The 12621-nt window shown below is 46.4% G+C and carries 14 protein-coding genes; 1 reads left to right on the top strand and 13 read right to left on the bottom strand.

The window, feature by feature from the left end; genetic code table 11:
- The 5 genes from AR383_RS15960 to rplU all read right to left on the bottom strand — a co-directional run bounded on the left by AR383_RS15960 (position 1) and on the right by rplU (position 3212).
- Positions 1-468 (bottom strand): threonine/serine exporter family protein, encoded by a 468-nt coding sequence (locus AR383_RS15960; RefSeq protein WP_055734028.1) that lies wholly within the window; start codon positions 466-468, stop codon positions 1-3.
- A 1-nt stretch (position 469) separates the two neighbouring features.
- Positions 470-1291: a threonine/serine exporter family protein gene (locus AR383_RS15955; RefSeq protein ID WP_083481646.1), complete on the bottom strand. Its 822-nt coding sequence runs from the start codon at positions 1289-1291 to the stop codon at positions 470-472.
- 48 nt (positions 1292-1339) lie between these two features.
- Entirely contained in the window at positions 1340-2503 is a 1164-nt protein-coding gene (gene cgtA / locus AR383_RS15950) for an Obg family GTPase CgtA (protein WP_055734027.1), read from the bottom strand.
- Between the two features lie 122 nt (positions 2504-2625).
- Positions 2626-2883, bottom strand: a complete 258-nt coding sequence (gene rpmA, locus AR383_RS15945; protein WP_055734026.1) for a 50S ribosomal protein L27 — start codon at positions 2881-2883, stop codon at positions 2626-2628.
- A gap of 17 nt (positions 2884-2900) precedes the next feature.
- Positions 2901-3212, bottom strand: coding sequence for a 50S ribosomal protein L21 (gene rplU / locus AR383_RS15940; RefSeq protein ID WP_055734025.1), 312 nt, complete (start codon positions 3210-3212; stop codon positions 2901-2903).
- A 243-nt stretch (positions 3213-3455) separates the two neighbouring features.
- Between rplU and ispB the strand changes: the two genes are divergently transcribed.
- Entirely contained in the window at positions 3456-4427 is a 972-nt protein-coding gene (gene ispB, locus AR383_RS15935) for an octaprenyl diphosphate synthase (protein ID WP_055734024.1), read from the top strand.
- A 75-nt stretch (positions 4428-4502) separates the two neighbouring features.
- On the opposite strand, the gene AR383_RS15930 is transcribed toward ispB, so the two are convergent.
- The 8 genes from AR383_RS15930 to mutL all read right to left on the bottom strand — a co-directional run bounded on the left by AR383_RS15930 (position 4503) and on the right by mutL (position 12619).
- Positions 4503-5798 (bottom strand): adenylosuccinate synthase, encoded by a 1296-nt coding sequence (locus tag AR383_RS15930; RefSeq protein WP_055734023.1) that lies wholly within the window; start codon positions 5796-5798, stop codon positions 4503-4505.
- 87 nt (positions 5799-5885) lie between these two features.
- On the bottom strand, positions 5886-6074 hold the full coding sequence (locus tag AR383_RS21370) for a DUF2065 domain-containing protein (protein WP_083481645.1): 189 nt from the start codon (positions 6072-6074) through the stop codon (positions 5886-5888).
- Positions 6075-6106: 32 nt separating this feature from the next.
- Complete coding sequence (gene hflC / locus AR383_RS15925) at positions 6107-6985, bottom strand: protease modulator HflC (protein ID WP_055734022.1); 879 nt, start codon at positions 6983-6985, stop codon at positions 6107-6109.
- Between the two features lie 3 nt (positions 6986-6988).
- The gene (hflK, locus tag AR383_RS15920; protein ID WP_055734021.1) at positions 6989-8173 is read right to left on the bottom strand and encodes an FtsH protease activity modulator HflK; all 1185 of its coding nucleotides are present in this window, start codon (positions 8171-8173) and stop codon (positions 6989-6991) included.
- Between the two features lie 28 nt (positions 8174-8201).
- Positions 8202-9494: a ribosome rescue GTPase HflX gene (gene hflX, locus AR383_RS15915; RefSeq protein ID WP_055734020.1), complete on the bottom strand. Its 1293-nt coding sequence runs from the start codon at positions 9492-9494 to the stop codon at positions 8202-8204.
- 50 nt (positions 9495-9544) lie between these two features.
- The gene (hfq, locus tag AR383_RS15910; RefSeq protein WP_055734019.1) at positions 9545-9793 is read right to left on the bottom strand and encodes an RNA chaperone Hfq; all 249 of its coding nucleotides are present in this window, start codon (positions 9791-9793) and stop codon (positions 9545-9547) included.
- A gap of 86 nt (positions 9794-9879) precedes the next feature.
- Positions 9880-10806 (bottom strand): tRNA (adenosine(37)-N6)-dimethylallyltransferase MiaA, encoded by a 927-nt coding sequence (miaA, locus tag AR383_RS15905; protein ID WP_055734018.1) that lies wholly within the window; start codon positions 10804-10806, stop codon positions 9880-9882.
- On the bottom strand, positions 10796-12619 hold the full coding sequence (gene mutL / locus AR383_RS15900; RefSeq protein WP_055734017.1) for a DNA mismatch repair endonuclease MutL: 1824 nt from the start codon (positions 12617-12619) through the stop codon (positions 10796-10798). Before mutL ends, miaA begins: the two co-directional genes overlap by 11 nt.
- Between the last annotated feature and the right edge of the window lie 2 nt (positions 12620-12621).

The following is a 12621-nucleotide window of genomic DNA, read 5'->3' as shown; positions in this document are numbered from 1 at the left end:
CTAAACAATCGGTCGGCCGCGATAGATCACCACAGAGGGAATCGCTAAGCCAAAACTCAAGGCCATCAAAATAAACAAAGTACGCAAGCCGTTTTCGATAACTGTTGCCAGCAATGCTTCGCTAAAACCGCCGCTATATAGGCCAATAATACCCACCATGGTTTTAAAGGCAAAACTACCGGGAATCATCGGTATTATCGAGGCCACAGTAAATACCGGCCGAGGGATCAAGTAACGACGCGACCAATAAACTCCCACTAAACCGACACTGGTTGAAGCCACCAAAGTGGCCCACTCTAAGGGCACGCCCCAGTGAATACACAGGGTTCGTAAACAGTGAGCAAACGCACCGCCAATGGCACACAGTGGCAACATTCGCGAAGGCACATTAAACACCATCGCAAAGCCCACCGCGGGAACCGATGAAAAAATCGCGTCTTCAACTAAAATTGCTAATAATTCTAACATCTTATAACCACCCGCTGACGCCAGTTGCCCACATCGAAAGGGCAATGCCCATGGCAACCCCCAAACTCAATAGCGAGGCAAAAAACCACCGGGAAATCCCCATACTAATATGTCCCTTAACCATATCCGACACCGCATTAATAAGCGGAAAACCAGGAACTAATAATAATACCGAGGCGGCCATCACCGTTTGCGGTTGATTACCTAAGTCATAGCGAACCGCCAAACCTGCCACCGACGTGGCCACAAAGGCGGTCATACCGAAATTAAGAATGGGGTTGTGATGGCGGTGAGCCATTTCTTGGCGGAAAAACATAGCGATAGCTGATGCGATAAACGTCATAGCAAATACCGTCCAATCACCACCAAACAGATGACTAAAACAGGCACATGATAGGCCAATCATAAATACCACATGCCAACGATTGTACTTATAAGGTTGTAAACGCTCTAAACGCTTGACTACCTCATTTACATCCAACAACTGCTTTTCAGCCATGATGGTAATACGTTGTACTTCGCAGACCATGTGCATGTTAATACCACGGTCATAAACTCGACGGGTAGTAGTAATACAACGTCCTTTGGATAGGCCAGTAAGCACTAAGGCATTTGCGGTTATCGCCAACTCGACACTATCTAAGCCTAGGGCGAGACCTAAACGAACCGAGGTTTCTTCGATTAACTTACTTTCTGCACCATGCTGTTGCATGATGCGCCCAGCCAATACAACCACTCGACAGATGCGAGTTTGCTGCTCTAAATCGATATTACGAACCGGAGCCTGAACAGGCCCCGTATATTTCCTAAATGAGCGTAACATGTTTAACTATCCGAGTATCACGACAACTAACAACAAATGAATAGCTTACTATGGCTGGTAAATAACCTCTACACCATGATCATCGTCATCATCCCAATCATCATCGTCCCAGTCTTCAAACTCAGCTTGCTCAATTTGCTGCTGATGGTAATCGTCCCATTGGAACTTAACTTCTTCCCGTTCGGCCAGCTCTTCTTCTACCACCGGTAAGGTTTCTAAGAATTGGCCAATTGCCTTACAGATTTCTTTGGTTCCATTATTTTCCAAAGCGGAAATAGAAAATACTTCGCCTTCCCAGCCTAATGCGTCAATCACTCGCTGACGGATCTCATCGGCTTCTTCTTCTAAAACTAAATCAACCTTGTTGAATACTAACCAACGCGGCTTTTCAAACAACTTCTCGCTATATTGCTCAAGCTCGCTAATGATAGTTAAGGCATTCTCCACAGGGTCACTGCCATCAGCGGGTAATACATCCACCATATGCAACAATACACGGCAACGCTCTAAGTGCTTTAAGAAACGAACCCCAAGACCAGCTCCATCGGCAGCCCCTTCAATCAAACCAGGAATATCGGCAATAACAAAACCGCGATTCTCAGACTGACGAACCACGCCTAGATTAGGAATAAGCGTGGTAAATGGATAATCGGCTACTTTAGGCTTGGCAGCGGAAACACTACGAATAAAGGTAGATTTACCCGCATTGGGCAAGCCTAACATGCCCACATCTGCCAGCAGTAATAACTCTAACTGTAGGTTACGAACTTCACCCGGAGTACCATTCGACTTACGCCGCGGAGCACGGTTAGTACTACTCTTAAAGCGAGTATTGCCTAAACCGTGAAAACCACCTTTGGCCACCAATAGACGCTGTTTATGCTGAGTAAGATCACCGAGGATCTCCCCAGTATCTTGGTCTCGAGCACGGGTACCCACGGGTACAGGCAGCTCTAAATCTTCACCGCGTTTACCGGTACAGTTAGAGCCTTGTCCATTCTCGCCACGCTCAGCTTTGTGAAAGCGCTCAAAGCGATAGTCAATTAGGGTATTAAGGTTTTCGTCGGCCACCAAATAAACACTACCACCGTCACCACCATCGCCGCCGTCAGGACCACCACGCGGGACATATTTTTCACGGCGAAAGCTAATGGTGCCATTGCCACCATCACCAGCATCAACTTTAATTACCGCTTCATCTACAAATTTCATTTTCTACTCCAGCATTATCGCTTAACTATAATGCACCATGGCTATTTCGTGAGCGAAATAGTGGCTTATTGGAAAAAAAAAGCCCCGCTAGTGCGGGGCTTTTTGAATAACAAATTGGACGTTTATTCAGCTTCGATGCTAACAAACTTACGGTTTTTAGGACCTTTAACTTCAAATTTCACTTTGCCTTCGGCAGTTGCGAAAAGAGTATGGTCTTTACCGATACCAACGTTGGTGCCCGCGTGGAATTTAGTACCACGTTGACGAACAATAATGCTACCCGCTAATACAGACTCGCCACCGAAACGTTTAACACCTAAGCGTTTACTTTCCGAATCGCGACCGTTACGAGTACTACCACCAGCCTTTTTATGTGCCATGAGTATATTCCTCTAAATTAACCGTTAATGCCTGTAATGCGAACTTCAGTGAACCACTGACGGTGGCCCTGTTGCTTACGTGAATGTTTACGACGACGGAACTTAACGATTTTAACTTTATCGCCACGACCATGAGAAACAACTTCTGCTGTTACTTTGGTACCATCTACGTAAGGTGCGCCTACTTTAACGTCTTCGCCATTAGCAACTAGTAATACGTTATCAAATTCAACTGTTTCACCAGTTTCAACGTCTAGTTTCTCAAGGCGAAGTGTTTGGCCTTCGGCCACACGGTGCTGTTTACCACCACTTTGGATAACCGCGTACATTTTTTTCAAACTCCGCTGTACACCTGATATTTCAAGGTGTCTATAATTCTCAACAATGACGGCGGATTCTACGGAAAAAGATCTGTTCCCGCAAGGGGAAATTCAAAAAAGTTTAAAATTCACCCAAGCCCAAGAATTTTCCCCTACTAAAGCTGCTTAAACCACTAAATTGAGATATTATTGCAACATCAAATTATCAAAATAAGCTATTGAAGCTTCACTTCGAAGTACTAAAGATAAATTATGCAATTGGATGCAATAAAAAAGCTGTCACACCAAGATATGACAGCAGTAAACGATCTCATCTTTAAAGAGCTCGAGTCAGATGTTGCTCTTATTAATCAAATTTCTTTTTACATTGTAAATAGCGGTGGCAAAAGGATCCGCCCACTACTTACCGTATTAGCCGCACGCGCCCTTGGTTACCAGCAACAGCAACATATTAAGCTGGCGGCGATTATCGAATTTATTCACACTTCAACCTTATTGCATGACGACGTAGTTGATGAGTCAGAGCTGCGCCGCGGTAAAGATACCGCCAATGCCCGCTTTGGTAATGCCGCCAGTGTGTTGGTAGGCGATTTCTTATATTCGCGCTCTTTTCAATTAATGACCCAACTGCAAAACCTTAAGGTCATGGACATCCTTGCCGATGCCACTAACGTTATTGCTGAAGGGGAAGTGTTGCAATTGATTAATTGCAACGATCCAGATACTGACGAGCAACGCTACTTCGAGGTCATCTACTGTAAGACGGCCAAACTGTTTGAGGCCGCCACTCGCTTAGCTGCGGTAATTGGAGAATTAGACCAGAGCATTGAAGAAGCCATGCAAGACTACGGTAAGTATCTTGGCACAGCCTTTCAAATTATGGACGATGTGCTCGATTACGTTGCCGACCAAGAAGAAATGGGCAAAAGTGTTGGTGATGATCTGGCCGAAGGAAAACCCACTCTGCCGCTTATCTACGCAATGCAGCAAGCTGAAGAAGGTGATAAGACCACGATTGCCGAAGCGATTAAACAGGGCGGTTCTAGAGCCCAATTAGACGAAATTCTGTTGATATTAGAAAAGACCAAAGCCTTGGACTATTGCCGAGCTAAAGCGGCAGAAGAAGCACAAAAAGCAATTCTAGCTTTGGACATCTTAGAAAATAGCGAATACAAGCAGGCGTTGATCAGTTTAGCCAATATCGCGGCCGACCGAGCCGCATAAGCGCTAGCGACAAGCAACATGCTTAACGATCAAAAAAGGCTGCCTGTGGCAGCCTTTTTTCTTCAGCTTAATAACTTAAGCAAATGGGTGGCGCAAAATAATCGTTTCTACGCGGTCTGGGCCAGTTGAGATAATATCAACAGGCACTTCTAACAAGGCCTCAATGCGTGCAATATAGTCTAGTGCAGCTTGTGGTAATTGTTCTCTAGCCGTCAAACCAAAGGTACTTTCCGACCAACCAGGCATAGTTTCGTATACCGGTTCAGCCACTTCATAGCCTTCTGCAGCCATAGGTGGAACACGTAAAACTTCACCATCAGGCATTTTGTAACCAGTACAAATTTTTAACTCTTCCAAACCATCTAATACATCTAGTTTAGTTAAACAGATACCAGACAAACTGTTAATTTGCACAGCACGACGCATGGCAACGGCATCTAACCAACCACAGCGACGTTTACGCCCAGTTGTCGCGCCAAATTCATGCCCTTTCTCACCTAAATGTTGGCCAATATCATCATCTAACTCGGTAGGGAATGGACCAGAACCAACACGCGTGGTGTAAGCCTTAGTAATACCCAATACATAATCTAAATGACGCGGACCGAAACCACTTCCTGTGGCAACGCCACCAGCAGTGGTATTAGAAGAAGTCACGTAAGGATAAGTACCGTGGTCAATATCAAGCAATGTGCCTTGGGCGCCTTCAAACATAATTGAATCACCACCACGACGCGCTTGATCTAATAAGTCAGTAACGTCCTTAACCATGGCTATAAGTACCGGCGCCATCTTCGTCATTTGCTCAAGCACTTCTTCATAACTTACGCTTGGCGCGTCGTAGTAATGATTAAGCTGGAAGTTATGGTATTCCATGACTTCTTTTAGCTTGGTAGCAAACTGCTCCATATCGAACAAGTCACCCACGCGCAAACCGCGGCGAGCCACTTTATCTTCATAGGCGGGACCAATACCACGCCCGGTAGTGCCAATGGCTTTTTTACCACGGGCTTTTTCACGCGCCATATCAAGGGCAACATGGTAAGGCAGAATAAGTGGACAAGCTTCGCTGATCACTAAACGCTCTTTCACCGGAACACCACGCTCTTCGAGCATAGCCATTTCCTTAAATAGCGCATCAGGAGCTAATACGACTCCGTTACCAATAACGCAGGTCACGTTATCACGAAGTACCCCAGAAGGGATTAAATGAAGGACGGTTTTTTCGCCGTCAATAACTAGGGTATGTCCAGCGTTGTGACCGCCTTGATAGCGCACCACATAGCTTGATTTATCAGTGAGTAAATCTACGATTTTACCCTTACCTTCGTCTCCCCATTGAGAGCCGAGGATCACTACGTTCTTTCCCATTGTCTTTCGTCGTCTCAGTTAAAAAGCGATTCTAGCAGAAATCGGACAGTCAAGGGGTGCAATTTATACCTATTTTATGCGTTAAGGTCAAAGATTAATCACATAGAGCAGGACAATAGAAACTGTCACTAAGCCAAGGCCTATCTGTCGAATACTAGTCGCTGGTGTCTCAGATATCTGTTTTAACAGCCGTTTCCATCGCTTAGGAAACAATAAAGGACCTAGGCCTTCAAGCAGGCATAGCAAAGCGACGGCGAGTAAAAAAGAATCTGTCATAAAAAAGCCCAGCTTACACTGGGCCCTCAAGTTTAGTTAGAAGCTGGTTCTTTCATGTAGCGGAAGAACTCACTATTAGGGTCTAATACCATTACATCACCGCCAGTTTCAAAACTATTGCGGTAGGCTCTTAGACTTCGCCAGAACTTATAAAAGTCTGGGTCTTTTTTGTAAGCATCGGCGTAAATCTTTGCCGCTGTCGCATCACCTTCACCGCGCATTTGGCGGCCACGTTTATCGGCATCGGCCAACATCACATTCACTCGACGGTCAACGTTAGCACGAATAATCTCGGCTTGCTCCTGACCTTGAGAGCGGTGTTCTTTAGCCACGGCTAAACGTTCTGCTCGCATCCGCTGGAAGATACTATTACTGACTTCATCTGGCAGGTTAATTTGCTTGATGCGTACGTCTAGCACTTCAATACCAATTTCGGCAGAACGCGCCATACGCTTCAAAGCATCTTCCATCACTTGACCACGCTCACCAGAAACGATGTCACGAATGGTGCGAGCACCAATTTCGCTCCGCAGACCGTTGTTAATTTTACGGGTTAACAATAACTCTGCCTGAGCGACAGAACCACCGCCAGTACGTAGGTAAAATTGCGAGAAATCAGAAATTCGCCACTTAACGTAGGAATCGATGATCAAATCTTTTTTCTCAGATGTTACAAAGCGATCGGCGTTGCCATCTAAGGTTTGAATGCGCGCATCCAGCCTTCTTACTGAATCGATAAATGGCACCTTAAATTGTAAACCCGGTTCGTAGACACGCGCTTCACCGTCGTCACTACGTTTAACCTTACCGAATTGCATTACAATACCGCGCTGGCCTTCCTTCACTACAAAGACTGAAGAGTAAGCCACCAACAAGGCTAAAATCACGCCAAAAATTGCAAACTGTTTCATGGCTTAATTTCTCCCCGATGTTGAACGAGTGCTGCTTCTAATCGTAGAAGGACTAGATGGTATAGAGGTAGCAGGTTCCGAACCCATTTTATTGGTATTCGTAGAACTTCTGTTTACTTTGTTTGCAGTGTTCTTACTACCTTGTTCCATCAACTTATCAATCGGCAAATACAGCATGTTGTTATTGTTTGAACCATCAACCAATACTTTGTTCGCTTTCGAATAAACCTCTTCCATCGTTTCTAGGTATAAACGATGGCGAGTCACATCTGGAGCCGACTCATATTCAGGCAGCAGCTGCTCAAACAAAGCAATTTCACCTTGGGCTCTTAGCACAACCTGCTCTTGGTAACCCTGAGCTTCTTGTTCAATACGCTGAACACGACCACGCGCTCTAGGTTCAATTTCACGTTGGTAAGCTTCTGCTTCACGAATGAAACGCTGCTCATCCTCTTGCGCGGCAATCGCATCATCAAAAGCGTCTTTAACTTCTTCAGGTGGACGTGCTGGCAAGAAGTTCACATCGGTCACCTGAATACCTAAATTGTAAGGCTCAACAATTTCGTCAAGCATCGCAGCGGTTTCGCTACGAACCACTTCACGACCGGTGGTTAAAATGTCATCCATTTTGGTATGACCCACAACGTAACGTAAAGCACTGTCGGTAGCTTGGGCAAGACTGTCATCAGGCGCGGTGACACTAAACAAATAAGCTTTAGGGTCGACAACTTTGTACTGCACGTCCATTTCTACCCGCACTACATTTTCGTCTTCAGTTAACATAAAGCCTGAAGCAGGTAAGGAACGAATGGTCTCAACATCCACAGGAATCACTTCTTGGATAAAAGTTGCTTTCCAATTTAGACCAGGCTCAACGGGACCCGCTGCAACGTCGTACTTACCAAAGGTCAGTTTTACGCCGCGCTCCGCTTCTTCAATGGTGTAGAACCCACTAGCCACCCAAACAACGGCGAGAATCACAGCGATGACAGCAATACCAAAACCGCTAACGCCGCCGCTCCCGCCACCTACTGGTGGTTTCTTTCCGCCAAAGATGCCGCCAAACTTACGGCTAAGTTTAGTGAAAACCTCGTCTAAATCAGGGGGCCCCTGATTACCGTTCTTATTGTTATTGCCCCAAGGGTCACGGTCTCCGCCACCCTTGTTGCCAGGCTCATTCCAGGCCATCTGTGTCTCCAGAAATTAAAGTTAGTGCCTACTCACATTGAGCAATAAATCTATCTAAATTATGGTCGAATTGCTTATCCAGTCGCTGCCATGCAATGGCATCTAACCGAATATCCACAACGATGTTGCCTTCATCGTCTAAACGTTCACCTGCTACGCAGTCTAACTGATATAAACGACTACGCAAGCGTCCTTCACTTGGCGGCAAACGCAAAGTATGGTTAACCATATCACCGACCAAACGTTCACTGATTGCCTTGTACAACAAAGGCAAACCTTCACCCGTTAAGGCCGATACCCACACTTTTTGCGGTAAACCATTTTCGTCACGCTCGATACGAGGACTCATATCGGGGTGTTGGTCCACCTTATTAAACACTTGCAGAAACGGGGTTTCTCCAGCCCCAATTTCATCCAATACTACCTCAACCTGTTCAACATTTTCAGCCATTCTTTCATCACTATAATCAATCACATGTAATAATAGCTGAGCTTCTCGAGTTTCGGTTAAGGTCGCTTTAAATGCAGCCACCAGATCGTGAGGGAGGTGGCGAATAAAGCCCACGGTATCAGCAAGAATCACCTTGCCAACATCGTCGATATCGATCTTCCGCAGAGTAGGGTCAAGTGTCGCAAACAACTGATCGGCCGCATACACCGTCGATTCTGTCATACGATTAAACAGAGTTGATTTACCAGCATTAGTATAACCAGCTAAAGACACCGTAGGTACTTCAGCCCGTTGCCGTGCCCTTCGCCCCTGTTCGCGCTGCTTACCCACCTTTTCTAGGCGCTGCATGATTTGCTTAATTCGTGCTCGGAGTAATCGACGGTCGGTTTCCAACTGGGTTTCCCCCGGACCACGTAGGCCAATACCGCCCTTTTGTCGCTCTAGGTGAGTCCAGCCACGAATCAAACGTGTCGACATGTGGCGCAACTGGGCTAACTCAACCTGTAGCTTACCTTCGTGGGTACGCGCACGTTGAGCAAAAATGTCTAATATGAGGGTAGTTCGATCTAGCACCCTCGCCTCACAGAGCATCTCTAAATTTCGCTCCTGTGCTGGCGACAAAGCATGATTGAAAATAATCACGTCTGCTTGGGCACTTTTTACTAATTCTGCGATTTCTTCAGCTTTCCCCGCCCCAACAAAATACTTGGGGTGAGGAGAAACTCGGCTACCAGTAACGGTAGCGACCGCGTTAACGCCTGCTGAACTGACTAACATCTTCAGTTCTTGCAGGTCTTCTCGCTCATCTTCGTCAGTAAAATTTACATGCACTAAGATGGCTTGTTCACCTGCTTCATAACGGTCAAACAAGCTAATTTACTCCTTGGCACTTACCAAGGCTAATACGCCTTCGCAAGGTGCTATTCGTCGGTTTTGGTTTCGCCAGGTACTGGGGTATGGTGAGGAACAGCTCGCGCTGGTACCACAGTAGAGATAGCATGTTTGTATACCATCTGGCTGACAGTGTTCTTCAACAAGATGACAAACTGATCAAATGATTCAACTTGGCCTTGCAACTTAATACCGTTTACTAAATAAATTGAAACGGGAATACGCTCACGTCGTAACGCATTCAAAAATGGGTCTTGTAATGATTGCCCCTTCGCCATGTTATTGTTCCTTTTTCTTATAAATTAATTTGGCATCGTTCAAAATCGATTATATACCACTAACTTGGAGCCTTATAGCTGCAATTTCAAGTATCACTAAGTGATTGGGTAATAATTTTACTGTTTGTAGCTTCCCCACTGCGTAACCAAGTAAGAGAGGGCCAGCTTTTCAGCCAATTCATTTGTTTCTTGGCTAATTGTCTGGTGGCCACTATGCCACGGAATACCATCTCTTCATACTCTATTTCGCCACTGAGATATTGCCACATTTGACGATAACCAACACTCCTCATCGATGGCAGGCTAAGATCAAGGTCTCCACGCTGCATCAGCGCTTTGACCTCAGCCTCAAAGCCAAGTTCCAACATCAGCTTAAAACGTTTCTCAATCAAGAGATGTAATTGGGCTTTTTCTTGAGGTGCAATGGCAAACTGATGAATATCAAAAGGTAACTTGGCCACTGGTTGTTGGTTTAACTCAGTTAAGCTTTTACCAGTTAGTCGATACACTTCAATGGCCCGCATTAAACGCTGATGGTCGTTAGCATTAATTCGCGCCGCACTGTTAGGGTCAAAGTTCGCCAATTGCTGATGCAAGGCTTGCCAAGAGCTAGCTGCAGCCTGCTGCTTAATCTGCTCTCTAAGCTGAGCGTCAGCTTCTGGCAAGTCGGCAATGCCATCTACCAAGGCTTTGAAATACAGCATGGTCCCGCCCACTAACAAGGGAATATTGCCACGCTGGTGAATTGCATTAATTTCCGCCAAAGCATCTTTGCGAAAATCTGCAGCCGAATACACTTCCGTGGGCTCACAAATATCAATTAGGGCGTGCGGCGCCTCTGCTTGCTCGGCTGGGGTGGGCTTGGCGGTGCCAATATCCATGCCTCGATAAATTAAGGCCGAATCAACGCTCACCACTTCCATGCCATATTGCTTATGTAAGTCAATGGCCAATGCAGTCTTGCCAGAAGCCGTGGGCCCCATCAGTGTAATCACCGGCAGCTTAGTGCTCATTAGCAAACCCCTGTATACAAGTTGTCAAATCCAGCCGCCGCCAAAACACTTTGGGGAGTTCGTGGTGGTACTGTTGCTGTAGCTGCTGAATTAATTCCAAGGCCTGCTGCCAAGTAAAGTCATCTGCATTGGGCTGTAACTTAATTAGGCCACTTAGCAAGGCTTCAGCTTGTTGCCACTCGGCTTCAGGAAGCTGAATCATGGCACCAAGCAAGCGCGGTAAGAGCTGAGCGAAATCCACCTTACGGAACAACTTCGGTACCTGAGTCAATGCTAACTGCTGACGATTAATAATATTAAAAGCAAAGCCCATACGGCGCAAAGCTTCGCTTTGTTGTTCAACTAGCTGCACCAAGTCTTGCTCTAAACTCAGCTTTAAAGGCAACAATAAAGGTACCGAATCTAAGCCTTGAGGCCATTGCTGTAAGGCTAATTTAAACGCCAAACTTTGCTGACAAACCGATAAATCCAATACCACCAGCTCATCGCGATAACGAGCCAATAAATAGCGTTGCTGCTCTAGGTGTAGCGGACTTAATAACGGACTAGAGCTACTCGTGTTTTCCTCGCCAGCAAGGCTAGGTGCGTCAAACGCGGCACTACGACTCAACCATTGGTGGTTAGCCTCCCGCTCACTCGCTCGAGGGCGGTCGGCGCGGTACAGTGGCGATTGATAAGAGCCTCGGCTAGCCCCAGACGACTCAGAGCGAGGCACCGCCGCGTAACTATGCTGTGCTAAAGGCTCCATAACAGAAGTTTCATCAGCAATTTGCTCATCGTCCCCCTGCCACAAATCAGCCGAGCTCTCAGCTTGTGGTAGTTTCGCCAAAGCAGAACCTAACACCTGTACAATGTAATCGTGTACCAAACGAGCTTGATGGAAACGCACTTCGTGTTTGGCAGGATGAACATTGACGTCGACCTGCTCTAGCGGCAACTCCAGAAATAACACATAGCTAGCGTGTAATTCTTCCGGTAGATAGGCGGCGAAAGCTTGACGAATCGCATGCTGCAATAATTTGTCGCGCATCATCCGGCCATTCACATAAAAGAACTGTTGGTCATTTTGCGCTCGCGCCACCTCTGGCAATCCAAGCCAGCCATGCAAACGTAAATCATCATGTCGGTTATCAATATGCAAACAATGCTGAATAAACGGCGCGCCAAGCACCGCTCCCACTCGCTTCAATTGCTTATCAAGATCCTTAGCAATACGGTATTGGCGAATCAGCTTGCCATTGTGTTTTAGGCTAACAGCCACGTCGAAACGACTTAAGGCAAGGCGCTTTAACAATTCATCGATGTGTGAAAACTCGGTTTTTTCGGTGCGTAAAAACTTTCGCCGAGCCGGTGTATTAAAAAATAGGTCGAGCACCTCAACCGAGCTGCCCACCGGATGAGCACAGGGCTGCAAGCTCACCTGCATATCTCGCCCTTCGGCCCTAGCTTGCCAAGCCTGCTCTTGCTCTAACGTTCTTGAGCTTAAACTTAAACGCGAGACCGAACTTATACTGGCTAGAGCTTCCCCACGAAATCCTAAGGTAGCAATTGCGCTTAAGTCATCTAAACTGCCAATTTTACTCGTAGCATGACGGCTTAAAGCCAAGGCCAATTGCTCTTTTTCGATGCCGCAGCCATTGTCGCGAATCAGGATCCGCTTGGCGCCGCCCTTATCGATTTCCACATCGATTCTAGTCGCACCAGCGTCGAGGCAATTTTCAATCAGTTCTTTCACCACCGAAGCAGGGCGTTCTACCACTTCTCCGGCGGCAATTTGGTTCGCCAGCTGGGCTGGCAATATTTGAATAGGCATGA

The organism is Agarivorans gilvus (genome assembly GCF_001420915.1).
GTDB lineage: Bacteria > Pseudomonadota > Gammaproteobacteria > Enterobacterales > Celerinatantimonadaceae > Agarivorans > Agarivorans gilvus.
The sequence above is the reverse complement of the archived record's forward strand: the minus strand, read 5'-3'. Positions and strand labels throughout refer to the sequence as shown.